This is a genomic window from Amnibacterium sp. CER49, from assembly GCF_029846255.1.
Taxonomy (GTDB): domain Bacteria; phylum Actinomycetota; class Actinomycetes; order Actinomycetales; family Microbacteriaceae; genus Amnibacterium.
Window position 1 is genome coordinate 1,322,801 of the sequence record NZ_JARVWQ010000001.1, and the last position, 23,903, is coordinate 1,346,703.

At 74.4% G+C, this 23,903-nt stretch carries 27 protein-coding genes and 1 tRNA gene; 11 read left to right on the forward strand and 17 right to left on the reverse strand.

The window, feature by feature from the left end:
- Window positions 1-76: 76 nt before the first annotated feature.
- From QDR37_RS06410 to hemE, 11 genes are all read right to left on the reverse strand, one after another.
- Entirely contained in the window at window positions 77-1,402 is a 1,326-nt protein-coding gene (locus QDR37_RS06410; protein WP_279713569.1) for a glutamate-1-semialdehyde 2,1-aminomutase, read from the reverse strand.
- Entirely contained in the window at window positions 1,399-2,385 is a 987-nt protein-coding gene (gene hemB, locus QDR37_RS06415) for a porphobilinogen synthase (protein ID WP_279712783.1), read from the reverse strand. The genes QDR37_RS06410 and hemB overlap by 4 nt, the downstream gene beginning before the upstream one ends.
- Window positions 2,382-3,251: a uroporphyrinogen-III synthase gene (locus tag QDR37_RS06420; protein WP_279712784.1), complete on the reverse strand. Its 870-nt coding sequence runs from the start codon at window positions 3,249-3,251 to the stop codon at window positions 2,382-2,384. The genes hemB and QDR37_RS06420 overlap by 4 nt, the downstream gene beginning before the upstream one ends.
- The gene (gene hemC, locus QDR37_RS06425) at window positions 3,248-4,210 is read right to left on the reverse strand and encodes a hydroxymethylbilane synthase (protein WP_279712786.1); all 963 of its coding nucleotides are present in this window, start codon (window positions 4,208-4,210) and stop codon (window positions 3,248-3,250) included. Before hemC ends, QDR37_RS06420 begins: the two co-directional genes overlap by 4 nt.
- The gene (locus QDR37_RS06430; protein ID WP_279713570.1) at window positions 4,207-5,364 is read right to left on the reverse strand and encodes a ferrochelatase; all 1,158 of its coding nucleotides are present in this window, start codon (window positions 5,362-5,364) and stop codon (window positions 4,207-4,209) included. Before QDR37_RS06430 ends, hemC begins: the two co-directional genes overlap by 4 nt.
- Window positions 5,365-5,372: 8 nt before the next feature.
- Window positions 5,373-6,032: a hydrogen peroxide-dependent heme synthase gene (hemQ, locus tag QDR37_RS06435; RefSeq protein WP_279712788.1), complete on the reverse strand. Its 660-nt coding sequence runs from the start codon at window positions 6,030-6,032 to the stop codon at window positions 5,373-5,375.
- 210 nt (window positions 6,033-6,242) lie between these two features.
- Window positions 6,243-6,518, reverse strand: coding sequence for a DUF3618 domain-containing protein (locus tag QDR37_RS06440; protein ID WP_279712789.1), 276 nt, complete (start codon window positions 6,516-6,518; stop codon window positions 6,243-6,245).
- The gene (locus QDR37_RS06445; RefSeq protein ID WP_279712791.1) at window positions 6,508-6,981 is read right to left on the reverse strand and encodes a phage holin family protein; all 474 of its coding nucleotides are present in this window, start codon (window positions 6,979-6,981) and stop codon (window positions 6,508-6,510) included. The genes QDR37_RS06440 and QDR37_RS06445 overlap by 11 nt, the downstream gene beginning before the upstream one ends.
- Window positions 6,982-6,988: 7 nt before the next feature.
- On the reverse strand, window positions 6,989-7,258 hold the full coding sequence (locus QDR37_RS06450) for a hypothetical protein (RefSeq protein WP_279712792.1): 270 nt from the start codon (window positions 7,256-7,258) through the stop codon (window positions 6,989-6,991).
- A 98-nt stretch (window positions 7,259-7,356) separates the two neighbouring features.
- Entirely contained in the window at window positions 7,357-8,724 is a 1,368-nt protein-coding gene (locus QDR37_RS06455) for an FAD-dependent oxidoreductase (protein ID WP_279712793.1), read from the reverse strand.
- On the reverse strand, window positions 8,703-9,728 hold the full coding sequence (gene hemE, locus QDR37_RS06460) for a uroporphyrinogen decarboxylase (protein WP_279712794.1): 1,026 nt from the start codon (window positions 9,726-9,728) through the stop codon (window positions 8,703-8,705). Before hemE ends, QDR37_RS06455 begins: the two co-directional genes overlap by 22 nt.
- 88 nt (window positions 9,729-9,816) lie before the next feature.
- Here hemE and QDR37_RS06465 point away from each other — a divergent pair, with 88 nt between their 5' ends.
- Window positions 9,817-11,106: a glutamyl-tRNA reductase gene (locus QDR37_RS06465; RefSeq protein WP_279712795.1), complete on the forward strand. Its 1,290-nt coding sequence runs from the start codon at window positions 9,817-9,819 to the stop codon at window positions 11,104-11,106.
- A gap of 80 nt (window positions 11,107-11,186) precedes the next feature.
- On the opposite strand, the gene QDR37_RS06470 is transcribed toward QDR37_RS06465, so the two are convergent.
- The 3 genes from QDR37_RS06470 to QDR37_RS06480 are packed head-to-tail and all read right to left on the reverse strand — an operon-like array spanning window position 11,187 to window position 13,296.
- The gene (locus QDR37_RS06470) at window positions 11,187-12,092 is read right to left on the reverse strand and encodes an aminoglycoside phosphotransferase family protein (protein WP_279712796.1); all 906 of its coding nucleotides are present in this window, start codon (window positions 12,090-12,092) and stop codon (window positions 11,187-11,189) included.
- Window positions 12,089-12,655: a GNAT family N-acetyltransferase gene (locus tag QDR37_RS06475; RefSeq protein ID WP_279712797.1), complete on the reverse strand. Its 567-nt coding sequence runs from the start codon at window positions 12,653-12,655 to the stop codon at window positions 12,089-12,091. The genes QDR37_RS06470 and QDR37_RS06475 overlap by 4 nt, the downstream gene beginning before the upstream one ends.
- On the reverse strand, window positions 12,652-13,296 hold the full coding sequence (locus tag QDR37_RS06480; protein WP_279712798.1) for a dihydrofolate reductase family protein: 645 nt from the start codon (window positions 13,294-13,296) through the stop codon (window positions 12,652-12,654). Before QDR37_RS06480 ends, QDR37_RS06475 begins: the two co-directional genes overlap by 4 nt.
- A 79-nt stretch (window positions 13,297-13,375) precedes the next feature.
- Between QDR37_RS06480 and QDR37_RS06485 the strand changes: the two genes are divergently transcribed.
- Window positions 13,376-13,744 (forward strand): VOC family protein, encoded by a 369-nt coding sequence (locus QDR37_RS06485; RefSeq protein WP_279712799.1) that lies wholly within the window; start codon window positions 13,376-13,378, stop codon window positions 13,742-13,744.
- A 9-nt stretch (window positions 13,745-13,753) separates the two neighbouring features.
- Here QDR37_RS06485 and QDR37_RS06490 read toward each other — a convergent pair whose 3' ends face one another.
- Both QDR37_RS06490 and QDR37_RS06495 read right to left on the reverse strand, forming a co-directional pair.
- A complete protein-coding gene (locus tag QDR37_RS06490; protein ID WP_279712800.1) occupies window positions 13,754-14,662 on the reverse strand; it encodes a class A beta-lactamase-related serine hydrolase in 909 nt (302 codons plus the stop codon).
- Entirely contained in the window at window positions 14,659-16,611 is a 1,953-nt protein-coding gene (locus QDR37_RS06495) for a M13-type metalloendopeptidase (protein ID WP_279713571.1), read from the reverse strand. Before QDR37_RS06495 ends, QDR37_RS06490 begins: the two co-directional genes overlap by 4 nt.
- A gap of 142 nt (window positions 16,612-16,753) precedes the next feature.
- Between QDR37_RS06495 and nucS the strand changes: the two genes are divergently transcribed.
- The 7 genes from nucS (at window position 16,754) to QDR37_RS06530 (ending at window position 22,340) form a co-directional block, all read left to right on the forward strand.
- Window positions 16,754-17,449 carry an endonuclease NucS gene (nucS, locus tag QDR37_RS06500; protein WP_279712801.1) on the forward strand — a complete coding sequence of 232 codons (696 nt, stop codon included), beginning with the start codon at window positions 16,754-16,756 and terminating at the stop codon, window positions 17,447-17,449.
- Between the two features lie 137 nt (window positions 17,450-17,586).
- On the forward strand, window positions 17,587-18,165 hold the full coding sequence (locus QDR37_RS06505; RefSeq protein ID WP_279712802.1) for a GNAT family N-acetyltransferase: 579 nt from the start codon (window positions 17,587-17,589) through the stop codon (window positions 18,163-18,165).
- Window positions 18,166-18,229: 64 nt separating this feature from the next.
- Window positions 18,230-18,925 carry an HAD hydrolase-like protein gene (locus QDR37_RS06510; protein ID WP_279712803.1) on the forward strand — a complete coding sequence of 232 codons (696 nt, stop codon included), beginning with the start codon at window positions 18,230-18,232 and terminating at the stop codon, window positions 18,923-18,925.
- 40 nt (window positions 18,926-18,965) lie between these two features.
- Window positions 18,966-20,438: a glucose-6-phosphate dehydrogenase gene (zwf, locus tag QDR37_RS06515; RefSeq protein ID WP_279712804.1), complete on the forward strand. Its 1,473-nt coding sequence runs from the start codon at window positions 18,966-18,968 to the stop codon at window positions 20,436-20,438.
- A 29-nt stretch (window positions 20,439-20,467) separates the two neighbouring features.
- Window positions 20,468-21,817 (forward strand): serine/threonine-protein kinase, encoded by a 1,350-nt coding sequence (locus QDR37_RS06520; protein ID WP_279712805.1) that lies wholly within the window; start codon window positions 20,468-20,470, stop codon window positions 21,815-21,817.
- A gap of 41 nt (window positions 21,818-21,858) precedes the next feature.
- Entirely contained in the window at window positions 21,859-22,068 is a 210-nt protein-coding gene (locus QDR37_RS06525) for a DUF2945 domain-containing protein (RefSeq protein ID WP_279712806.1), read from the forward strand.
- A gap of 53 nt (window positions 22,069-22,121) precedes the next feature.
- Window positions 22,122-22,340 (forward strand): hypothetical protein, encoded by a 219-nt coding sequence (locus QDR37_RS06530; protein WP_279712807.1) that lies wholly within the window; start codon window positions 22,122-22,124, stop codon window positions 22,338-22,340.
- An 89-nt stretch (window positions 22,341-22,429) separates the two neighbouring features.
- Here the strand turns inward: QDR37_RS06530 and QDR37_RS06535 are convergent.
- Window positions 22,430-22,513 (reverse strand) — tRNA-Leu (locus QDR37_RS06535).
- Between the two features lie 166 nt (window positions 22,514-22,679).
- On the opposite strand from QDR37_RS06535, the gene QDR37_RS06540 reads away from it, so the two are divergent.
- Both QDR37_RS06540 and QDR37_RS06545 read left to right on the forward strand, forming a co-directional pair.
- Window positions 22,680-23,357 carry a DUF3662 and FHA domain-containing protein gene (locus tag QDR37_RS06540; protein WP_279712808.1) on the forward strand — a complete coding sequence of 226 codons (678 nt, stop codon included), beginning with the start codon at window positions 22,680-22,682 and terminating at the stop codon, window positions 23,355-23,357.
- Entirely contained in the window at window positions 23,354-23,902 is a 549-nt protein-coding gene (locus tag QDR37_RS06545; RefSeq protein ID WP_279712809.1) for an FHA domain-containing protein, read from the forward strand. Before QDR37_RS06540 ends, QDR37_RS06545 begins: the two co-directional genes overlap by 4 nt.
- Window position 23,903 lies beyond the last annotated feature (1 nt).

Sequence of the window (23,903 nt, forward strand, 5' to 3'; positions counted from 1 at the left end):
CGCGCTGGTGTAGGTAGGAACACCGCGTGTCGGACCTACGGAAGGACGAAGTACCTACACGCGGTGTTCGCGGGGGTCAGGGGGCCGGCGGGGTCGCTGCGGCAGCGGCGCGGGCCGCGACCGGCAGGGCCGCCTCGACGCGCTCGAGGGCCGCGTCGTCGTGCGCAGCGGTGAGGAACCAGGCCTCGAACACCGACGGCGGCAGGCTGACGCCGTTGTCGAGCATGGCGTGGAAGAACGGCGGGTAGCGCCACGCCTCCTGCGCGCGCACCTCGTCGTAGTCCCGCGGCGCGCGGTCGATGCCGAAGGCGACGCTGAACAGGTTGCCCGCCGTCGAGATCGCGTGCGGGACCCCCGCCTCGGTGAGCGCGGCCGCGAGGGCGCGCTGGACCCGTGCTGACGCCTCGTCGAGGCGCGAGTAGACGTCGGCGTCCGCGGCGCGGAGCGTCGCGAGGCCCGCCGCGACCGCGACCGGGTTCCCCGAGAGCGTGCCCGCCTGGTAGACGGGGCCTTCGGGAGCGAGCAGCGCCATCACGTCGGCGCGGCCGCCGAGCGCGGCGAGCGGCATGCCGCCGCCGATGACCTTGCCGAAGGTGATGAGGTCGACGTCGATCGGGCCGCCGGGCTCGATCGCCCACCAGCCGCCGGGCGAGACGCGGAAGCCGGTCAGCACCTCGTCGGAGATCACGAGCGCGCCGTCGGCGTGCGCGATCTCGACGACCGCCTGGTTGAAGCCCGGCACGGGCGCGATGACGCCCATGTTCGCGGCGGCGGCCTCGGTGATGACGGCGGCGATGCGGCCCGGGTGCGTCTCGAAGGCGAGCCGGAGGGCGGCCTCGTCGTTGTAGGGCAGCACGAGCGTCTGCGCGGCGATGGCGGCGGGCACGCCCGCGGAGGCGGGCAGCGCGAGCGTCGCGACGCCCGAGCCCGCCTCGGCGAGCAGCCCGTCGGAGTGCCCGTGGTAGTGCCCGGCGAACTTCACGACGAGGTCGCGCCCGGTCGCGCCGCGGGCGAGCCGGACCGCGGTCATCGTCGCCTCGGTGCCCGTCGAGACGAGCCGGAGCCGCTCGACGGGGTGGCGGCCGCCGCGCTCGATGCGTGCCTCGACCAGCTCGGCGAGCTCGATCTCGCCCTCGGTCGGCGCCCCGAAGGAGAGCCCTTCCGCGGCGGCGTCCTGCACCGCGCGGATCACGCGGCTGTCCGCGTGCCCGAGGATCGCGGGACCCCAGCTCGCGACGAGGTCGACGTACTCGCGGCCCTCGGCGTCGATCACGAACGGGCCGCGCGCCGTGCGGAGGAAGCGCGGCACCCCGCCGACCGAGCGGTAGGCCCGGACCGGGGAGTTCACGCCGCCCGGGATCGCCCCGAGCGCCCGGTCGAAGAGCGCCGCGTTGCCCGTCATCGTCCCCGCAGCCATCCGGCCACCTCCGTCGCCCAGTAGGTGAGCACCGCGTCGGCGCCGGCACGGCGGATGCCGGTGAGCGTCTCGAGTATCGTGCGCTCCCGCTCGATCCAGCCGTTCGCGGCGGCCGCCTCGACCATCGCGTACTCGCCCGACACCTGGTACGCCCACACGGGCACCGGGCTCGTCGCGGCGACGTCGGCGAGCACGTCGAGGTAGCTCATCGCCGGCTTCACCATGACGACGTCGGCGCCCTCCTCGATGTCGAGCACGGCCTCGCGGCGGCCCTCGCGACGGTTCGCGGGGTCGAGCTGGTAGGTGCGGCGGTCGCCCTGCAGCGCCGACTCGACCGCGTCGCGGAAGGGGCCAAAGAAGGCGGAGGCGTACTTCGCGGCGTAGCCGAGCAGCAGCACATCGGAGCGGCCGGCGCCGTCGAGCGCCTCGCGGACGGCCGCGACCTGGCCGTCCATCATCCCGGAGAGCCCGAGCAGCTGCGAGCCCGCCTCGGCCTGTGCGAGCGCCATGTCGCGGTACCGCTCGAGCGTCGCGTCGTTGTCGACGGACCCGTCGGGGGCGAGCACACCGCAGTGGCCGTGGTCGGTGAACTCGTCCAGGCAGAGGTCGGTCTGCACGACGAGGTCGCCGCCGACCTCCTCCGCCGCGACCCGGGTGGCGCGGTTCAGGATGCCATCGGGGTCGGTGGCGCCCGAACCGAGGGCGTCGCGCTGCTCGGGGATGCCGAACAGCATGACGCCGCCGAGGCCGGCCGAGGCCGCCTCGGTGACGGCGCCGCGGAGGCTGTCGAGGGTGTGGTGCAGCACCCCCGGCATCGAGACGATCGGCCGCGGCTCGGCGAAGCCCTCGCGCACGAACAGCGGCAGGACCAGCTGGGCCGGATCGAGGCGCGTCTCCGCCATCAGGCGCCGCACGGGCTCGGACCGGCGCAGGCGGCGCGGGCGGACGGCGGGGAACTGCGCGGTCATCGGGTCCACTCCTGCATCCGCCGGTGCTCGGCGAGCTCCTCGAGGGTCGCGATCAGCGACCCGATCGTCCGCTCGCGTGCGACGAGGTCGACGCGGAGCCCGGCCGCCTCCGCGTCGGCGGCGGTGCGGGGACCGATGCACGCGAGCACGGTGCGCGACGGCACGAGCCCGATCTGCACCGAGATCTGGTTGGCGACGCTGCCCGAGGTGACGAGGATCGCGTCGAAGCGGCCCGCGGCGACGTCGGAGACGATCTCGGGCGAGATCGGCACGCCGACCGTGCGGTACGCCACGACCGCGGAGACGTCGTGCCCCGCGGCGCGGAGGCCGTCGGTGAGCACGGGCTTCGCGATGTCGCTTCGCAGGGCGAGGATCCTGAGGTTCGGAGCGCCCTCGGTGGCGTCCGCCCACTCGGCGAGCAGGCCCGCGGCCGAGTTGTCGCGACGAGGGGTGAAGTCGACGCGGTAACCCGCGGCGACGAGCGCGGCAGCGGTGGTCTCGCCGACCGCGGCCACCTTCGTTCGGGCCGGCAGCCGCACGCCGTGCGCGGAGAGCACGTCGACCGTCGTCGCGCTCGTGACGGACATCCAGTCGAACTCGCCCTCCTGCAGCCGCTCGAGCGCGGCCTGGAGCGCCGAGGCGTCGTCGGTGTTCGCGAAGTTGATGGACGGCGCGACCACCGGCACGGCGCCGCGCGACCGGAGCGCGGCGGCGACGCTGTCGCCCCACGGTCCGCCGCGTGGCACGAGCACCCGCCAGCCCTTCAGCGGCTTCGTGCTGCGGGGCGTCGCGAGCCGGGGACCGGCGCCTCCCGGGGCGCCGGGCTCCTCCTCGAGCGCGCGGCCTTCGGGATCGAGGGGGCTCATGCGGACACTCCGATCGGGGCGAGGTCGGCTGCGCCTGCGGCGAGGAGGTCGGCCGCGAGGCCTTCCGCCGCGGCGCGCAGGACGGCTGCGCGGGTACCGTCGTCGTAGGACACGGCGCGCCGGCGGTCGAGCCGGGCGCCGCCGCCGGGACGGTGGACGCTCGCCCACAGCTCCGCGCCCGCGGCGCCGACGCGGCTCGAGACGCCGATCGGCGCGATGCAGCCGGCCTCGAGCCGCCGCAGCACGAGCCGCTCGGCTGCCGACGCGTCCTGGGAGAGGGGATCGGTCAACGAGGCGATGGCCGCGGACACGCCGGTGGCGGGTACGGCGGGGTCGGTGAGCGGACGGGCGTCCTCCTCGCGCACCTCAACGGCGAGCGCGCCCTGCCCCGCGGCGGTGGGCCACGACTCGAGCGGCAGCAGCTCGGTGACGGCGTCGAGCCGGCCGAGGCGGGCGAGACCCGCGGCGGAGAGCACGACCGCGTCGAGCACGCCGTCGCGCACGCGGCGCAGGCGGGTGTCGACGTTGCCGCGGAGGTCGACGACCTCGAGGTCGGGCCGGCGGTCCTTCAGCTGCGCGCGGCGTCGGGGCGAGCCGGTGCCGACACGGGCGCCGGCGGGCAACGTCTCGAGCGTGAGGCCGTCCCGGGCGCAGAGCGCGTCACGGGCGTCCCCACGCGCCGGCACCGCAGCGACCACGAGGCCCGCGGCGGGCTCGACCGGCAGGTCCTTCAGCGAGTGGACGACGAGGTCGCACCCGCCCTCGCGGAGGCTCGTGCGGAGGGCCCCCGCGAACACGCCGGTGCCGCCGATGGTGGCGAGGGAGGCGCCGGAGACGTCGCCCTCCGTGCGCACGACCGTCAGCTCGCAGGCCGTGCCGCCCGAGACGATCGCGTCGCGGACCGTGCTCGCCTGGGCGACGGCGAGGGCGCTGCCGCGGGTGCCGAGCAGCAGGGTCACGGCTGCAGGCCGGAGATCGCCGGTCGGAAGCCGAGCCTCGCGTTCTCGCAGCAGCCCGGGCGGCACACGTCGTACCAGGGGCCGAGCGCCGTCTCGGCGGGACGCTGCGCCGTCGGTACCCCGTCGCGGCGCTCGAGCACGAGGTCGACGAGCCCGGACACGTAGGCGGGGTCGACGCCGGGGGTGGGCGTGCGGACGGCGACGAGCCCGAGCTCCGCGGCGGTCTCCTGGGCCTCGGTGTCGAGGTCCCACTTGACCTCCATGTGGTCCGACACGAAGCCGAGCGGCACGATGAGCACGCCACGCACGCCCTCGCCGGCGACGCGCTTCAGGGCGTCGTTGACGTCGGGCTCGAGCCACGGCTGCGTGGGCGGCCCGGAGCGGGACTGGAAGACGAGCTCCCACTCCACCCCGCGCCCGACGCGCCGCATGACGACCTCGGCGACGGCGCGGTGCTGCGCGGCGTAGGCGCCGCCCGGCCCGAAGTCGCGGTCGTGGGGGCCGCTGCGCTCCGCGTCCGCGGTCGGGATCGAGTGGGTCGAGAAGAGCACCCGCGTCTCGGCGACGAGGTCGACACCGGGCAGGCGCTCCTCGAGCTCGCGGAGGCCGCGCTCGACGCCGTCGACGAACGGCTGCACGAAGCCGGGGTGGTCGAAGTACTGGCGCACCTTGTCGACCTCGAGCCGGTCGGCGAGGCCCGTCTCGTCGAGCACCCGCGCGAAGTCCTCGCGGTACTGCCGGCACGACGAGTACGAGCTGTAGGCGCTCGTCGCGATGGCGAGCAGCCGCCGGTGTCCGGCGTCGGCGGCCTCCTGAAGCGCATCGGTCAGCAGCGGGCCCCAGTTGCGGTTGCCCCAGTACACGGGGAGGTCGATGCCGCGCGCGGCGAGCTCGGCCTCGAGCGCCGCCTTGAGGGCGCGGTTCTGCCCGTTGATGGGGCTCACGCCACCGAAGGCGCGGTAGTGGTGCGCGACCTCCTCGAGCCGCTCGTCGGGGATGCCGCGGCCGCGCGTGACGTTGCGCAGGAACGGGATCACGTCCTCCTGGCCCTCGGGGCCGCCGAAGCTCGCGAGCACGACGGCGTCGTACGCGACCGGCTCCTCGACGTGCTCCGGACCCGTGCGGGCGGGCGCTGTCGCGTTGCGCACCGGCAGGGTGTCGGTCACGACAGCACCTCCGCGATCTCGGCGACGTCGATGCGCCGCCCCGTGAAGAAGGGCACCTCCTCGCGCACGTGCAGGCGGGCCTCGGTGGCGCGCAGGTCGCGCATCATGTCGACGAGGTCGGTGAGCGAGTCGGACTCCATCGGCAGGATCCACTCGTAGTCGCCGAGCGCGAACGCGGCGACCGTGTTCGCGATCACGGACTTGTACGCAGCGCCCCGGCGGCCGTGGTCGGCGAGCATGCGCGCGCGGTCCTCGTCGGGCAGCACGTACCAGTCGTACGAGCGCACGAACGGGTAGACCGAGAGCCAGTCGCGGGGCCGCTCGCCCCGGAGGAAGCCGGGCACGTGGGTGCGGCTGAACTCGGCGTCGCGGTGCACGGCCATCGCGTTCCAGACCGGGAGCATCCCGGCGATCGGCTCGGTGCGGCGGATGCGGCGGTGCGCGGCCTGCAGCGCAGCGGGGTCGTCCCCGTGCAGCCAGAACATCAGGTCGGCGTCGGCGCGGAGACCCGAGACGTCGTAGACGCCGCGCGTCGTGACGCCCTCCTCGGCGAGCGTGCCGAGCAGGGCGGCGAGCCCCGCGGTGTCGGTCCCCGAGGACGGTCGCGCCGGATCACGGCGCAGGACTGCCCAGAGGGTGTACCCCGCTTCGGTCATGGTGGTTCCTCGATGCGATGCGGGCGGCCCGAGAGGGCCGCGTGAATGAGGTCGCAGCCGGGTCGCGCAGAAGGGTGGCCCGTCCGCCGGTCGCGGCGCTGCGGGCGTCCCTCCAGTCTGCTACACCCGCGGAGGAACCCGGACGCGCAGAAGGGGCGCCCCCTCACGGGGGCGCCCCCTCCCAGTGCTTTCGAAGCCTGCCCGGGGCCGTCAGCCCCGGCGGGTGGCGCCGCGGATGATCAGGGCGCCGAGGCCCGCCACCACAGCGGCGGTGCCGCCGAGCACGCCGTAGACGAGCGCGGGGTTGTCGCGGCGCAGCTCGTCGAACGTCGCGCGGCCGTCGGCGATCAGCCGCCGCGCCTGCTTCGGGACGTCGAGCCGGTCCTCGATCGCGTCGAGGGTCGCGGCGAGCCGCTGCCTCGTCTGCTCGATGTCGGATCGGATCTCGGACAGCTGCCGGTCCTTGTCGCTGCCGTCACCGGTCATAGGAACCAACCCCCTTGAATGCCTTGACGTCGTCCTTCACGGAGTCGACCGCCTCCTTCGGTACCGGCGGCACCCCCCGCTTCACGCGCGAGAGGCCGAGCAGGCCGAGCACGGCGGCGATGAGCAGCAGGACCACGCCGACGATGAGCGCGGAGAGCCAGGGCGGCAGCGCGGTGGCGATGCCGAGGATCGCCGTCGCGATGAGCACCCAGAGGGCGAAGTAGCCGAACACCGCGGCGCCGACGAAGAGCCCGATGCCGATACCCGCGACCTTGAGGCGGCTGACCGCCTCGCGCTTGATCTGCTCGATCTCGTCGCGGATGAGCGCCGAGACGAGCCCCGGCAGCTCGCCGATCAGCTTGAAGACCGACTTGCGCGACGGGTCGTCGGGCGACGGGCTGTGCCGGTTCGGCTCCTCCCGGGAGGCGCGCGGGGTCCCGGTGGCGCGTGCGGTGGTGGTCATCGACGCCTCACGCCGCGGTCTGGTCGCTCTTGCGCTTGGTGACCTGCGACACGACCTTCTTGGCCTGGTCGACGACGGCGCCCTGCACCTCGGGGGCGCGCTCCTTCACGAAGCCCTGCACCGTGTCGATCACCTGGTCGACGGTCTTCTGCACGTTCCGGTCGTTCCAGAGACGGTCGCTCGCCGCCTTGATCTGCTCGTAGCGCCGGCGACCGGCACGCGCGCCGAGGACGTACCCCACAGCGGCTCCGGCAATGAACATCAGCCTGCCCGACATCCGAGTCCTCCTCACGTTCTTCGTCGAGTCCTGGGTCCGACTCGTCGCCCCACTGTATCGACCGTGAACCGTTCGATCAGGGAGTTCCCTTCGCATCATCAGGGAAGGTCCGGCTCGAGCGCGAGGGCCGCCGCTTCGGCGCCCGCCACCACCGACGCGAGCCCGGTTCCGGTGCGCCACGACCCCGTCACCGCGAGGCGCGGAGGCAGCGCGGCGGCGTCGAGCGCGGCCCGGATCGCGCGCGTCTCGGGCGCGAGCGGCGGCGCGGAGTCGACCCACACCGTGTCGAGCCGGTCGGTCGGCTCCGGCAGGTCGAGACCGGTGAGCGCCGACGCGTCGGCGCGCACGGCGGCCGGATCGACCTCGTCGGGCCCGCGGTAGGCGAGGCGCAGCAGGTGGCGCCCTGCCGGCAGCTCCGCGCCCACCCAGGCCCACTTCGCGGTGACGTGCGTCAGCGCGGTCGCCCGGACCCCGGTGAAGGACGGGGCGCGGAGGACGCCGCTGCCGCGCGGCGCGGCGTCGAGGCGCGCGTCGTCGACGGCGAGCACCACCGAACGGCTCACCGCCGGCCGCGGCCGGGGCAGCTCGGCGACCGTCGGGGCGGCGTCGCGGAGCAGGTCGAAGGCGGCGGCGCCGTCGGCCGCGACCACGACCGCATCCGTCTCCAGGTCCTCCCCCGGCGTGACGACCGTGAAGCCGGGTCCGTGCGGCTCGGGGTGCACGCCGAGCACCTCCTGCCCCGTCCGCACGGCGACGCCGAAGCGCTCGAGGTCGTCGAGCAGCGCGTCGACGAGCCGCGCGACGCCGCCGCGCACGCCCTGCACGGCGCTGCCGGCGGGTGCTGCGGAGCGCAGCCGCAGCACCGCGGCCGACAGGCTGCCCGTCGCCGTGATCGCGGCGTTCAGCTGCGGGGCGATCGCGTCGACCTCGACCTCGTCCGGGTCGACGCCGTACACGCTCTCGACGACGGGCGCGACGAGCCGCTCGAGCACGCGCTGCCCCATCCGCCCCCGCACGAGCGGCCCGAGACGGTCGTACCGGCCAACGCGCAGCACCGGGACCAGCCGATCGGCGTAGGCCCGCAGGGCGCCCGGCCAGTCGACCACCCGCCGGACGTCGTCCGCGAGCGGCGAGGCGGGGATCCCGAGCACGCCGCCGGCGGGCAGCGGCACGGTCCGGTTCCCGAGCGCGACCCAGGCGCTGCCGGCGGGATCGACGAGGTCCGCCTCGAGCCCCAGGTCGGTGAGCAGGCCGCGCACGGTGCCGCCCCGGACCGCGAAGCTCTCGGCACCGGTGTCGACGACCGTGCCCGCGACCTGGCCCCGCGCCACGCGACCACCGGGCCGCTCCCGGCGCTCGAGCAGCGTCACCGCGGCGCCGCGGAGCGCGAGCCGGCGAGCGGCGACGAGGCCCGCGACCCCGCCCCCGACGACGACCACCCGCATCACGGCAGCTCGTGCGCCCACTCGACGATGCGGGTGAGCACGCCCGGATCCGTCGTGGGGGGCACCCCGTGACCGAGGTTCAGCACGTGCGCCGGCGCGGCCCGGCCGGCGGCGACGACGTCGGCGAGGTGCGCCTCGAGCACCGGCCAGGGCGCCTCGAGCAGCGCCGGATCGATGTTCCCCTGAACGGGCACGTCGCCGCCGAGCAGCGCCGAGGCCGCGTCGAGGGGGATGCGGTGGTCCACCCCGAGAACGTCGGCGCCCGCGTCGCGCATCGCGGGCAGCAGGTGCGCCGTACCGGTGCCGAAGTGCACCGTCGGCACCCCCTCCACCCCGGCGAGGGCGCGGGCCGATGCGGGCAGCACCGCGACGCGGTAGTCCCGCTCCGACAGCGCGCCCGCCCACGAGTCGAACAGCTGCACGGCCTGCGCGCCGGCGCGGACCTGGGCGGCGAGGAACGCGCCCGAGACGTCCGCGAGCCACTCGGTGAGGCGCTGCCAGGAGCGGGGGTCGGCGTGCATCAGGGTCCGGGCGCGCAGCTGGTCCTTCGACGGGCCGCCCTCGACGACGTAGCTCGCGAGCGTGAAGGGCGCGCCGGCGAAGCCGATGAGCGGCACGTCGCCGAGCTGCGCGACCGTGCGGCGCACCGCGTCCTCGATGACCTCGAGCGCCTCCGGGGCGAGCTCGTGCGCGGTGAGGGCGTCGAGGTCCGCGGCGTCGCGGACCGGCCGCGCGAAGACCGGGCCGCGTCCCGGCACGATCTCGACGTCGACGCCCGCGAGCTTGAGCGGCACGACGATGTCGCTGAAGAAGATCGCCGCGTCGACGCCGTGCCGGCGCACGGGCTGCACCGTGATCTCCGCGGCGAGCTCCGGGGTGAGGCAGGCGTCGAGCATCGCGGTGCCGGCCCGGCTCGCGCGGTACTCCGGGAGGGAGCGTCCCGCCTGCCGCATGAACCAGACGGGCAGGCGCGCGGGGCGGGTGCCCCTGTAGGCGTCGAGCAGCGGGGCGGAGGGAGCAGGCACGGTCAGGGATCCTCCCACCGCGCGCGCGGTGCTCGCCCTCGGCGGACGGGCAGAGGGCGCCCCCAGGGGGCGTTTACACTCGATCCTCGTGCTCAAGGCCCTCACCGCGGACTACCGCACCGCGGGCTTCGAGCTGCTCGAGCGGCTCGCGGTGGTGACGCCCGAGGCCGTCGCCCGGTTCGCCGCCGAGCGCGACGGCGTGGCAGGTGCCGTCCTGCTCGCCACCTGCAACCGCTTCGAGGCCTACCTCGACATCGAGGACGACGCCGCGGCGCTCGACGCGCTCGTCGAGCGGGCCGCCGCCGAGGCGGACGTGCCCGCGGAGCGCATCCGCGAGGCGCTCGTCGAGCGGGACGGCGAGGACATCCCCGCGCACCTCTTCGCGGTGTCGAGCGGCCTCGAGTCGCTCGTCGTCGGCGAGGCCGAGATCGCCGGCCAGGTCTCACGCGCGCTCGAGTCGGCCCGCACCGCCGGCAGCACGACGACCGCCCTCGAGCGGCTCTTCCAGCGCGCGTCCCGCACGTCGAGCTCCGTGCAGAACCGCACGCGCCTCGGCTTCGCAGGCCGCAGCATCGTGCGCCTCGCGCTCGACCTCGTCGAGGGACGGCTGCCCGACTGGTCCGCGGTGCGCGTGCTGCTGATCGGCACCGGCACCTACGCGGGGGCCACCCTCGCCGCCCTCCGCGACCGCGGCGTGCGCGAGGTGGCCGTGTACTCGCCGAGCGGTCGCGCCGAGCGCTTCGCCCGCCGCGAGGGCGTGGTCGCCGTGCCCCGCGACGACCTGCCCGCCCGGCTCGCCCGCGCCCACGTCGTCATCGCCTGCAGCATCGCGACCGAGCCGATCCTCGACGCCGCGAAGCTCGGCCGGGCGCGCGAGCGGGAGCAGGTCGCCGGTCGCCAGCTCGTCGTCGATCTCGGCCTGCCGCGCAACATCGACCCCGACGTGGTCGACGTGCCGGGCGTCGAGCTGCTCGACCTCGAGACGATCAGCCTGCACGCGCCGCTGCCCGAGCTGCAGGCCTCCGCCGACGCGCAGGCCCTCATCGATCAGGCGGTCGAGGAGTTCCGCGCCGACCAGCAGGCCGCCGCGGTCACGCCGGCCGTCGTCGCCTTCCGCGGGCACGTCTTCGAGCTCGTCGAGGCGGAGCTCGAGCGCCTGCGGCGTCGCGGCCCGCTCGACGAGTCGACCGAGCGCGCGATGCGCCACCTCGCCAGCGTGCTCGTGCACGGTCCCTCGACCCGGGCCCGCACGTTCGCGGCGCAGGGCGAGGCGCAGCGCTTCACCGATGCGCTGTCGGTCGTGTTCGGCGTCGAGCCGGCACCGCTCGCGCAGCCGCGCGACGACCTCCGGCCCGCCTCGGACGAGCTCGCCGGCTGACCGGACGACGGAGATCCTGCGCTCGACCGGCCGAGATCCCTCCCGCAGCACGCGGACTCGTGCACGGATCCCCCGTTCCGTCAGGACAGGGTGTCGAGCAGGTGCGCCGCGGAGCGCAGCCAGGCCGCGCCGCGGTCGTCGCCGAGGCGGAGCAGCAGCAGACCCGTCGAGACCCGTTCGACGAAGGCCCACTCCCAGATCGCCTGGGCGTCGAGCCCGGACCGCTCCGCGAGCAGGCGGCACCACCCCTGCAGCGTCGCGACGGGCAGCTCGGCGTCCGCGCCCCGCTCGCGCAGCACGACCCCGAGGTCGTACGCCGGATCGGCGACGAAGCCGTCGGGGTCGATGAGCAGGTACCCGGACACCGCCCCCGCGCGGGCGGCCTCGAGGGGGTTGCCGGGGTGCGGGTCGCCGTGCACGACGACCTCCTCCCCGCGGAACCCGGCACGCCGGCCGGCGCACCGGAGCGCCGCGTCGACCACGCGGCGGTCGGCCGCGCTGCCGGCCTCCTCCACGAAGGCGCCGAGCTCGGCGGCCTTCGCCGCGGACGAGCCGGGCTCGCCGCGGGGCGGGAGCCACGCGGCGCGGCAGAGGTCGGCCAGCACCGTCAGCTCGCGCTCGGCCGGGAGCCCGTGCCGGCCGAGCGGCGCCCCGAGGCGTTCGAGCAGCAGCACGCGGCGCACCGGATCACGCGCGAGCAGCAGCGCGTACCCGTGGCCGGCGGCCCGCTCGAGCAGCGCACCCTGCCCGGCCGTGCCGCCCTCGGGCACCTCGAGCTTCAGCACCGCGTCGCGATCCCCCGCCCGCACACGGAGCACGACCGAGGCGCCCGCCCCGGGGATCGGCTCGCCGACCTCGAGCGACCACCGCGTCGCGATGTCGTGGACGAGCCCGTCGAGCGCCGCGAGCCAGTGCTCCCCGGTCTCGCCGAGCGCCTCCGCCCGCCGCCGCACGACGGCCGGCACGGGCACGGCGCGCGGGCTCACGCGGGTTCGACGGTGCGGCCGAGGATCCAGGCGTGCTTGCCGACCTGCCGCACGCGGGTGAAGCCGAGGTCCTCGAACAGCTCCGCGGTACCGCTGAAGAGGAACCGCCCCTGCGCCTCGCGGTCGGCGGTGGTCTCGGAGATCACCTCGACGAGGCCCCCGCCCGCCTGCGCGATGCGCTCGAGCGCCCCCTCGACCCCGGCGCGGGCGACACCGCGTCCCCTCGACCGCCGGTCGACGAAGACGCAGGCGATGCGCCAGTCGGGCACGGGCGGCGCGTCGTTCAGGTACTCCCGCCGGAACTTGATGCCGGGCAGCTCGTCCGGGGGCCCGTACTGGCACCAGCCCTGGGCGACCCCGGCGGGATCGAGCACGAGTGCGGCGTGCGCGCGGCCCGTGCGCACCCCCTCCTCCTTCATCGCGCGGTAGTCACCCCCCTGCTTCGCGCGCTCGAGATGCCAGCCGATGCACCAGCAGCCGCCGTACACCCCGTTGTTGCGCTCGACGAGCTCGGCGAACAGCGGCCAGGTGGCGGGCTCGAGGGACCGGACCGTCCAGCTCACCGGCGGCGCTCCATCAGCAGGTGCACCACCCCGCTGGGCGAGGCCACCGACTCGATCTCGAACCGCTCCTCGAGACCCTCGAGCCCGTCCCAGAGCCGCTCGCCGCGGCCGAGCACGATCGGCGTCACGACGACGTGGAGCGAGTCGATCAGGTCGGCGGCGAGGAACTGACGGACCGTCTGCACACCGCCGCCGATGCGCACGTCGAGGCCGCCCGCCTGCTCGCGGGCCACCGCGAGCGCCTGCTCGGGCGACGCGTCGACGAACGTGAACGTGGTCTCCCCGACGACGAGCGGCGGCCGCGGGTGGTGCGTCAGCACGACCACGGGGGTGTGGAACGGGGGCTCGTCGCCCCACCAGCCGATCCAGCCGTCGTCGGGCCACGGACCGCGCTGCGGGCCGAACTTGTTGCGGCCCATGATCTCGGCACCGATGCCGGGGCCCCAGGCCGAGGCGAGGCGGTCGTCGAGACCGCGCGACCCCGACGGCTGCCCCTGCATCGCCTGGAACGTCGCGGTCGGGAAGAACCAGCTCATGATGCGGCCGCCGGCGTGGCCGAACGGGGCCTCGAGCGACTGCCCCTCGCCCGTGCCGAAGCCGTCGAGCGAGACGCCGAAGTTGTGCACGCGTACCCGGGACATGGCACCTCCTGTCGCGTCACCATAGGACCCTGTGGCGACACCCCGGCGATCACGCAGGATGGGCGGGAAGGAGGAGCCGATGCCACTCGTGCAGGTCGCGCAGCACGCGGACGACCTCGACCGCGCGACCGCGTTCTACACGCTGCTGCTGCAGGCGCCGCCCGCGGCGCGGTTCGAGCCGCCCGGCCTCGTGTTCTTCGACCTCGGCGGGACACGGCTGCTGCTCGAGCGCGGCGCGCCGCCCGCCGTGCTCTACCTCGCCGTCCCCGACGTCGACGCGGAGCTCGCGCGTCTCCGTGCCGCGGGGGTCGCGGTCGAGTCGGACCCGAATCCGATCTTCCGGCACGAGGACGACCGTCTCGGCCCGGCCGGCACGGACGAGCTGCAGGCCTTCGTGCGCGACAGCGAGGGGAACCTCGTGGGGCTCGTCGAGCACCGGAGGGGGTGAGCCCCGAGGTCAGTGCACGTACTCGAGGATGTCGAGCCCGATCGTGCGCATCGCGTTCAGCACCCCGAGGCGGGCGGTGTGCCGGTCGTCCTCGAACGTGATCGTCACGGTGTAGGCGACCGAGGCCCGCGGTCCCCGGAGCACGCCGGCCTCGCTGCGGATCCCGCGGTCGGCCCCGGTCTTGTTCAGCAGGCTGAGGCCGTGGTCGCTGCGGACGTGCGCGAGCGGGTCGAGCGCGAACGCGCTCGCGACCATCGAGAGGTCGGCGTTCAGCGCGAGCCAGTCGGAGACCCGCGACGAGACGGCGCGGTTCACGGCCTCGCCCCGCGCGATGCGCGCGAACAGGGTGGTGAGCTCGGCGGCGGAGCCGACGGAGAGCTGCGGGGCGTCGTCCGGGCCGCGCCGGTCGCGCACCTTGTCGAGCAGCGCGGTGCGCTTCAGCCCGAGCTCCTCGGCACGGGCGCGGACCGCGTCGAGGCCGACGGAGCGCAGCAGCACGTTCGTCGCGAGGTTGTCGCTCGTCGCCGCGACGAGGGCGGCGAGATCGGTGAGCGGCAGGCTCGGCGCGTGCAGGTACTGCCAGACCCCGGAGTCGCCGACGAGGTCGTCGGGCGTGCGGTCGAGCAGGTCGAACTTCGACTGCACGGCGGCGTCGAGACGGGCCGCCACCTCGACGAGCAGCAGCACCTTGCCGACGTGCGCCGTCGGCAGCACGACGTGGTCGTCGACGGAGAAGAGCGCCCGGCCCGACTTCAGGTCGATGACGCGCGCGGACACCTGCGCGCCCGTGAGCGCGAGGTGCGCGAGCGCGGTGAACCCCGCCGAGAAGTCGCTGCGCACCTGGTCGCCCCGGTGCCGGGCACTGCCGTCGCCGCGCAGGCGGGCCCGTCGTCCGGACTCCGTCTGCGCGGCGGTCACCAGATGGTGACCCGTTTCGCCGGGGGCAGCCACAGGGCGTCCGTCTCGGTGAGGTCGAAGGCGGTCACGAACTGGTCGAGGTTGCGCACGATCTGGTTGCACCGGAACTCCGGCGGCGAGTGCGGGTCGATCGTGAGGAGGCGGATGGACTCGGCCTGCCGGCGCTTCTCGCGCCAGACGCTCGCCCAGGAGAAGAAGAAGCGCTGCGCGGCCGTCAGCCCGTCGATCACGGGCGGCTCGCGGCCCTCGAGCGAGAGCACGTAGGCCTTCCACGCGATCGTGAGGCCGCCGAGGTCGCCGATGTTCTCGCCGATCGTCAGCGCGCCGTTCACGTGGTCGGTGAGCCCCTCGGGCACGAGCTCGTCGTACTGCGCGATGAGGGCCTTCGTGCGCTCCTCGAACGCGGTGCGGTCCTGCTCGGTCCACCAGTTGTCGAGGCGCCCGTCGCCGTCGAACTGCGACCCCTGGTCGTCGAAGCCGTGACCGATCTCGTGCCCGATCACGGCGCCGATGCCGCCGTAGTTCGCCGCCTCGTCGCGATCGGGGTCGAAGAACGGCGGCTGCAGGATCGCCGCGGGGAAGACGATCTCGTTCATCCCCGGGTTGTAGTACGCGTTCACGGTCTGCGGCGTCATGAACCACTCGTCGCGGTCGACGGGCCGGCCGATCTTGCCGAGCTCGCGGTCGAACTCGAAGGCGGCGGCGCGCCGCACGTTGCCGACGAGGTCGTCCGGGCGGATCTCGAGCGTCGTGTAGTCGCGCCACGTGACGGGGTAGCCGATCTTCGGCGTGAACCTCGCGAGCTTCGTCAGGGCCTTCGCACGGGTCTCCTCGCCGAGCCAGTCGAGCGACGAGATCGACGAGCGGTAGGCCGCGACGAGGTTCGCGACGAGGACGTCCATGCGCAGCTTCGCCACCGGCGGGAAGTGCCGCTCGACGTAGAGGCGACCGACCGCCTCCCCGAGAGCGCCCTCGGTGACGGCGACACCGCGCTTCCAGCGGGCCTTGACCTCCTGCGCCCCGGTGAGGGCCCCGCCGGTGAAGGCGAAGTGCGCGTCGACGAACGCCGTCGACAGGTACGGCGACAGGGGGCGGATCACCCGGGCGGCCAGCCAGTCGCGCCAGGCGTCGAGCCGGTCGGCGGTGAGCAGGCCGAGCACCCCGGAGAGGAAGCTCGGCTCGCGGATGACGAGCGTGTCGAGCGCGCCCGCGGGCGCCGCGAGCCCTGCGGCCCACGACTCGAGCAGCGCGCCGTGCTCCCCCGCCTGCGCGACGAGCTCGGCCCACGAGGTCGGGTTGTAGGTGGCCTGCACGTCGCGGGTGCGCACCGCGTCCCAGTGCTGCGCGGCGATCTCGGTCTCGAGGGCGAGCACCCGCTCGGCGCGCTGCTCGGGCTCGGCGAGCCCGGCGAGCCCGTAGATCGCGGCGAGGAAGGTGCGGTACGCGTCGCGCTGCGGCCCGAAGCCGTCCTCGCGGTAGTACCGCTCGTCGGGCAGGCCGAGGCCGCCCTGCTCGACGAAGACGAGGTAGCGCGACGGGTCACCGGGGTCGTTGTCGACGAAGAGCTGGAACAGGCTGCCCGCGCCGGTGCGCTCGAGCGCCCCGAGGGTCGCGAGCACGGCCGCGACGGAGTCGGCCGCCGCGACGAGACCGAGCGGCTCGGCGAGCGGCGCCGCTCCGGCCGCCTCGACCGCGTCCTCGGCCATGAACGACGTGTAGAGGTCGCCGATCTTCCGCGCCTCCGTGCCGGGCTCGGCGCCCTGCGCCTCCTCGATCAGCGTGCGCACGGCCGCCTCCGCGCCGTCGACGAGGTCGAGGAAGGCGCCGGAGCGGGCCCGGTCGGCGGGGATCTCGGCGTTCCGCAGCCACTGGCCGTTCACGTGCCGGAACAGGTCGTCCTGGACGCGGACCCGCGGGTCGAACGTGGCGGTGTCGATGCCGGCCGGCAGGGATGCGGAGGTGGTCGGGTCGAGCGGGACGGGCACCTCGGACGCGGACACGAGTCGGAGTGTAGGAGGCGAGCCCGTCCCCCGTCCGGGTGACGCGCCCGTTCCCGGCGGACGCCCGCCGGGAGCCGTACAGTTCTCCGCCGTGCGGCTCGTGGTGGCGGAGTGTTCGGTCGATTACGCGGGGCGGCTGTCGGCGCATCTGCCGCTCGCCCGGCGGGTGATCATGCTGAAGGCGGACGGCAGCGTGCTCGTGCACGCCGACGGCGGCTCGTACAAGCCCCTGAACTGGATGAGCCCGCCGTGCTCCCTCGAGGAGGAGCAGCCGGGCGACGACCTCGCCGGGACCGGCGTCACAGCGATCTGGAAGGTCCGGGCCGCGAAGAGCGGTGACGTGCTCGTGATCCGCATCCACGACCTCGTGATCGACGAGACGGTCGAGCTCGGGCAGGATCCCGGCCTCACGAAGGACGGGGTCGAGTCCGACCTGCAACGGCTGCTCGCCGAGCAGATCGACCTGCTCGGGCCCGGGCACACGCTCGTCCGCCGCGAGCACATGACCGCGATCGGCCCGGTCGACATCCTCGCCCGCGACGCGGCCGGCACCGCCGTCGCGGTCGAGATCAAGCGCCGCGGCGAGATCGACGGCGTCGAGCAGCTCACCCGCTACCTCGAGCTGATGAACCGCGACCCGCACCTGGCGCCCGTGCAGGGCGTCTTCGCGGCGCAGGAGATCAAGCCGCAGGCCCGCACGCTCGCCGAGGACCGCGGCATCCGCTGCGTCACCCTCGACTACGACGCCATGCGCGGCGTCGAGGGCGGCCCCGCCAGGCTGTTCTGACACCCTTCGCGGATCCGGATTTCTCGCGCGGTTCCGGAAGAACTCGCCGACACGCCGCTCCTGGGCGTCCGGCGGCGGCGTGTCGCCGAGGAATACCGGATCCGCGATCGTGGAAGCGCGGGTGCGAGGCTGGCGCGGTGATCACGGATCCCTGGCCGCTCCCCGCCGGTCCCCTGCTGCTGCGCTACGCGACCCTCGACGACGCCGAACGCCTGCTGTCCTTCCGCAACGACGCGGAGGTGAACCGGTGGACGCTCCGCACGCACGTCGAGCCGCAGGTGTTCCTGACCGAGCTCGTCGCGGTGCCCGGCAGCGACACCGACTTCGGGTGCGTGGCGGAGCTGGACGGCGAGGTCGTCGCCATCGGCTTCCTCGACGTGAAGGACGGCTCCGGGCAGCCCGGCAGGCCCGCCCGCACCGACGGCGTGCTCGGCTACGTCGTCCACCCGGGCTTCGCGGGCCGCGGCGTCGCCACGCACCTGACGCGCGGCCTGCTCGCCGCCGCCTTCGGGCCGCTCGGGCTGCGCCGGATCACGGCCTACTGCTACGCGGACAACATCGCGTCGGTGCGCGTGCTCGAGAAGGTGGGCATGCGGCGCGAGCAGCACTGCGTGGAGGACTCGTGGCACGCCGAGCTCGGCTGGCGGGACAGCTACGGGTACGGCCTGCTCGCGCGCGAGTGGGCCGAGCAGCAGGACGCCGCGCAGCGCGGCTGAGCGGGGCCGCTGTCCCGAGCACTGGGGGGCGCTCCGGCGTGTCGCGGTGCTTAGGCTCGGGCGGGTGTCCCCGTCCCCCGAGTCCTACACGGTCGCCCTCGTCGACCTCGACGGCACGCTCGTCGACTCCGCGCCGGGCATCACGGGCACCCTCGCGACCACGCTCACGCGGATGGGCCTGCCCGTGCCGCCGCCCGCGAAGCTCGTCGCGTTCGTCGGACCACCGATCCTCGACGGCCTCCGCGACCTCGCAGGGCTCGACCCGGAGCAGTCCCGCGAGGCCCTCACGATCTACCGGGGCATCTACCGCGAGACCGGCGCCTACGACGCGACCGTGTACCCGGGCGTCCGCGAGGCGCTCACGGCGCTCCGCGACGGCGGCCTGCCGCTCGCGCTCGCCACCTCGAAGCCCGAGATGCAGGCCGCGCGGATCCTGCAGCACTTCGGGCTCGACGACCTGTTCACCGTGGTCGCGGGCGCCTCCGAGGACGAGGTGCGCAGCGAGAAGGCCGCGGTGATCACCTGGGCGCTCGAGCAGCTCGAGGCGCGCGGCGTCGACGTGTGCCGGCCCGTGATGATCGGCGACCGCATCCACGACGTCGAGGGCGCGGCCGCGCACGGCATCCCGACCGTCTTCGCGGAGTGGGGCTACGGCAGCCCCGACGAGGCCACTCGGGCGGCGGCCAGCGCCGCGACGCCCGCCGATCTGCCGCGCCTCGTGCTCCGCAACCGCTCCATGTCCCCTGCAGGCGGGGTCTAGACCTCCCCCAGCGCACATCCGACCGGGGCACACTGGTTCCATGACTCTGACGCAGGTGGAGCGGCAGTACCAGCGGGCGGCGCAGGCCACGGCCCCGCACGTCGTGGTGCTCTTCGGTGCCGCGGGCGACCTCGCCAAGCGCAAGCTGCTGCCGGGCATGGCGAACCTCGTGCTCTCGTCGCTCGCGCCCGACATCGAGATCGTCGGCACCTCGCTCGAGGACCTGAACGACGACTCCTACAAGGAGGCGGCGAAGGCCGCGCTCGACGAGTTCGACCGGCGCCGGCTCACCGACTCCGAGTGGGACAGCTTCTCCTCGAAGCTCTCCTACGTGCCGACCTCGGCGGGCCCGCAGGCCCTCGCCAAGGCCGTGCGCGCCGCCCGGGAGCGCCTCGGGCCCAACGCGCGCCTCATCCACTACCTGAGCGTGCCGCCGAAGGCCGCGCTCGCCGCCGTCGACACCATCGCCTCCGCCGGGCTCGTCGACGACTCCCGGATCATCATGGAGAAGCCGTTCGGCACCGACCTGGCCTCGGCCGTCGAGCTGAACCGCCGCCTGCACAAGACGTTCGGCGAGGAGCAGATCTTCCGGATCGACCACTTCCTCGGCAAGGAGCCGGCGCAGAACATCCTCGCGATCCGCTTCGGCAACGGCCTCTTCGAGCCCATCTGGAACCGCAACTTCATCCAGCAGATCCAGATCGACGTGCCCGAGACGCTCGGCATCGAGCAGCGCGCCGCCTTCTACGAGTCGACCGGCGCGTACCGCGACATGGTCGTGACGCACCTGTTCCAGATCCTCGCCTTCGTCGGCATGGAGGCGCCCACGGCCCTCGAGCCGCACGCCATCAGCGAGGAGAAGAACAAGGTCTTCCGCTCGATGACCCCGATCGACCCCGCGAACGTCGTGCGGGGCCAGTTCGTCGGGTACAAGGACATCCCGGGCGTCTCGCCCGAGAGCGAGACCGAGACCTTCGTCGCGCTCAAGTGCTTCATCGACAACTGGCGCTGGGCGGGCGTGCCGTTCTACCTCCGCACCGGCAAGAAGATGGCCGAGGGCCAGCGCATCATCTCGATCGCGTTCAAGGAGCCGCCGAAGTCGATGTTCCCGCCGGGCAGCGGCGTCGGCGCGAAGGGGCCGGACCACCTCACGTTCGACCTCGCCGACGCCTCGAAGATGTCGCTGTCGTTCTACGGCAAGCGCCCCGGCCCGGGCATGCGGCTCGACAAGATCTCCATGCAGTTCTCGATGCAGGAGCAGGCGAACGCGGCCGACGTGCTCGAGGCGTACGAGCGGCTGATCCTCGACGCGATGCGCGGCGACCACACGCTCTTCACCACCGCCGAGGGCATCGAGCGGCTCTGGGAGGTCTCGCAGCCGCTGCTCGACGACCCGCCGCCGGTGCGGCCGTACGCGGTGGGCAGCTGGGGTCCGAACGCGATCCACCAGCTCATCGCCCCGTACGCGTGGCGCCTGCCGTTCGAGCGGGTCTGGCGCGAGTCGCACCACTGAGCCCGCGTGGCGCTGCTTAGGCTGCGCCGGTGTCGGAAACAGGTGGGCCGCTGATCGGAGGCCGGTACCGCATCCTCCGCCCCCTGGGGGCGGGCGGGATGGGCACCGTCTACCGCGCCCGGGACGAGCGCCTGCAGCGCGAGGTCGCGATCAAGCTGCTGCGCGTCTCGGACGACCCGAAGCAGGAGGAGCGCTTCACGCAGGAGGCGAGGTTCCTCGCCGGGCTGCAGCACCCGAACCTCGTCGCCGCGTACGACGCGGGCTCCGACCGCCACGAGGGCGCCGCGGTGGTCTGGCTCGTCATGGAGCTCGTCGTCGGTCCCGACCTCGGCAGCCTGCTCGACCGCCGTGGCCGAATGCCGTCGGAGCAGGTGCGGCGCCTGGTCGGCGACCTCGCCGCCGCGCTGTCGGCCCTCGCGGCGACCGGCATGGTGCACCGCGACCTGAAGCCCGCGAACGTGCTGCTCACCGCGGTGCCGGGCGAGGCCCCGTGGTCCGCGAAGGTGGCCGACCTCGGCATCGCGCAGCTGCTCGAGGCCGACCGGATGACGACCACCGGCCAGGTGCTCGGGACCGCCGCGTACCTGAGCCCCGAGCAGGTCACCGGCGACCTCGTCGGCACCGGGTCCGACGTCTACTCGCTCGGCCTCATCGCCCTCGAGGCGCTCACCGGCGAGCGCGCCTTCCCGGGCGGCTTCGCGGAGTCGGCCGCCGCGCGGGTCGTGCGCCCGCCGACGCTGCCCGACTGGATCACCGGCGGCTGGCGGATGCTCCTCGAGGCGATGACCGCGATGGATCCCGCGCTGCGTCCCTCGGCCGCGCAGGTCGCCTCCGCCGTGGCCGACCCGCTGCCCGAGCTCGTGCCGACCGACCTGCCGCCCGAGCGCGGCGCGTGGATCGACGAGGTCACCATGGCCGCGGGACCGGCGACGCTCGCCTACGCCGCCGAACCGCTCGCCGCCGTCGAGGACGACGGGACCACGGTGCTGCCCGCGTTCCCCGCGCTGCTCGACGAGGAGCCCCGCACCGAGGCTCCGCTGCCGGAGCCGGACGCGCGGCCCTCCCGACGGACCGTCGCCGTGCTCGCCGGCGTCGTGACCGCGGTCGCGGTCGTCGGCGGCTCGATCGGCCTGCTCGCCGCCGGGAGCGCCGTGCCCGCCGCGACGCCGTCCCCGAGCGCCTCCCCGACCGCCGCGGCGGTCGTCCGCAGCTCGCCGACCGCGACGGCCACCCCGACGCCGCGGCCCGTCGTACGACGCACGACCCCGACGCCGGTGGTGACGCCCGCGCCGAAGCGGATCGTCGTCCAGCCGGTCGCGCCGAAGAAGAGGTGGAACAAGGGCAAGGGCAGAGGCAACGATCAGGGCGACGACGGCTGATGCCCACGGGGCTCCCAAGCCGGGGTGCCTAGCCTCCCCGGATGGCTGATTCGTTCAAGAAGGGCGACCACGTCTCCTGGAGCTCGCACGGCGGGCAGGCCGAAGGCGAGGTCGAGAAGAAGATCACCGAGGACACCGAGGCCGCCGGACGCACGGTGCGCGCGAGCGAGGACGACCCGCAGTACCTCGTGAAGAGCGAGAAGAGCGGCGGCGAAGCGGTCCACAAGCCGGACGCGCTCCACAGGGACTGAGCAGCGCGCGGACAGGACTCCTGATGGCCCCCTGATTCCGCCAGACTGGAGGCGTGTCCTTCAACGCCCGGCTCCGGCGCCTCCTCGGCGTCGACGGCGGCCTGGCGTCGAGCCTGCGGAACGCGGCACAGCTCGACGTGTACGGCAGCGTCCGGCGGCAGGGCCCCTTCGACGTCCCGCCGCCGGAGCCCGTGCAGCTCGTCTCGCCGCTGCCCTGGGAGCTCGAGGACGGCGACGGCGAGGTCGCCGACTGGGTGAACCGGCTCCCCTGAGCGCCCCTCGTCGCCGTGTGCAGGGCGGCTGCACCGGGGGCCGGGAACGACGAAGGGCCCGGCTCCCCGAAGGGGCCGGGCCCTGCTCGTGCGCGAGGGGGGAGTTGAACCCCCACGCCCTTCCGGGCACACGGACCTGAACCGTGCGCGTCTGCCTATTCCGCCACTCGCGCGAGCACGACGCCCTCTCGGGCGCCGACCGCCGAGGGTAGCACGGCGGCACGTCACGGATCGGGCTCGTCCGGCGCGTGGGCATCACCCGTTCGGGGGAGAGCCCGGTACCCTGACGGGGACGTTTCGCGGGTCCGTCCGCGGCAGGTGGGCTTAGGACTGATACCGGTGGGGATCCTCGACAGCTTCGAGCGCGGACTCGAGCGCGCCGTGAACGGCGCCTTCGCGCGCACGTTCCGCTCCGGCCTGCAGCCCGTCGAGATCACGGCCGCGCTGCGCCGCGAGGTCGACACGCACGCGTCGCCCGTGGCACGCGACCGCATCCTCGTGCCGAACCGCTTCGTGGTGCGGATGAGCGAGGCCGACCACCTCGCGATGGAGTCGCTCGGCGAGCCCCTGATCGACGAGCTCTCCGACCTGCTCACCCGCCACGTGCAGGAGCAGGGCTACCAGATGGTCGCCCCGCCCGTCATCCGGCTGCAGCCCGACGACTCGCTCGCCATCGGCATGCTCGAGGTCGAGTCGTCGAGCGAGCGCACGTCGGTGCAGTGGCAGCCCGTCGTCGAGATCAACGGCCGGCGCCACTCGATCGGCGCCCGCACGGTGATCGGTCGCGGCACCGACGCCGACATCACCGTGGAGGACACGGGCATCAGCCGCCGGCACCTCGAGATCCTCTGGGACGGCAAGCGGGCCGAGGCGCGCGACCTGGGCTCGACCAACGGCTCCACGCTCGACGGCGCCCGCCTCACGCACGCCGAGCTGCCGAACGACTCCGTCCTGCAGATCGGCCGCACCCGCATCGTGTTCCGCGTCGTCCCGCAGGCACCCCGGAGCGGCGCGTGAGCGAGCTGACGCTCCTCGTCCTGCGGGTGGCGTTCCTCGCGCTGCTCTGGGTCTTCGTCTTCGCGGTCGTCTACGCGCTGCGCAGCGACCTGTTCGGCGGCCGGGTCCGACGCCTGCCCGAGGACACGTCGCCCGCGATGGCCGCGCCCGCTCCCTCCCGGGTGCCGGCGCCGGCCGCCGTGCAGTCGCTGCCCACCTCGCCGGTCACGCCCGGCACGGGCTTCACGCTGCCGCCCCAGCACAGCGACCAGGGCGCGCCCACCAAGCTCGTCATCACCTCGGGCGCGAAGGCCGGGCTCGAGATCCCGCTCGGCACCGAACCGCTCACGATCGGCCGCGCGAGCGACGCGGGCCTGCAGATCCGCGACGACTACACGTCGACGCACCACGCCCGGCTCCTCCTGTGGGGGTCCGACTGGGTCGTCCAGGACCTCGACTCCACGAACGGCACCTTCGTGGACGGGCAGCGGATCGACTCGCCCACCCAGATCCCCGTCGGCGTGCCGGTGAAGGTGGGCGCGACGACGTTCGAGCTCCGTGCGTGAG

Coding starts and splice junctions, on each gene's coding strand:
- QDR37_RS06480 (WP_279712798.1), bottom strand. CDS start 13,296: ATGTCCCGGGTACGCGTGCACAACTTCGGCGTCTCGCTCGACGGCTTC.
- hemB (WP_279712783.1), bottom strand. CDS start 2,385: ATGACCGCGCAGTTCCCCGCCGTCCGCCCGCGCCGCCTGCGCCGGTCC.
- QDR37_RS06440 (WP_279712789.1), bottom strand. CDS start 6,518: ATGACCGGTGACGGCAGCGACAAGGACCGGCAGCTGTCCGAGATCCGA.
- QDR37_RS06450 (WP_279712792.1), bottom strand. CDS start 7,258: ATGTCGGGCAGGCTGATGTTCATTGCCGGAGCCGCTGTGGGGTACGTC.
- QDR37_RS06525 (WP_279712806.1), top strand. CDS start 21,859: ATGGCTGATTCGTTCAAGAAGGGCGACCACGTCTCCTGGAGCTCGCAC.
- QDR37_RS06445 (WP_279712791.1), bottom strand. CDS start 6,981: ATGACCACCACCGCACGCGCCACCGGGACCCCGCGCGCCTCCCGGGAG.
- QDR37_RS06410 (WP_279713569.1), bottom strand. CDS start 1,402: ATGACGGGCAACGCGGCGCTCTTCGACCGGGCGCTCGGGGCGATCCCG.
- QDR37_RS06420 (WP_279712784.1), bottom strand. CDS start 3,251: ATGAGCCCCCTCGATCCCGAAGGCCGCGCGCTCGAGGAGGAGCCCGGC.
- zwf (WP_279712804.1), top strand. CDS start 18,966: ATGACTCTGACGCAGGTGGAGCGGCAGTACCAGCGGGCGGCGCAGGCC.
- QDR37_RS06485 (WP_279712799.1), top strand. CDS start 13,376: ATGCCACTCGTGCAGGTCGCGCAGCACGCGGACGACCTCGACCGCGCG.
- hemQ (WP_279712788.1), bottom strand. CDS start 6,032: ATGACCGAAGCGGGGTACACCCTCTGGGCAGTCCTGCGCCGTGATCCG.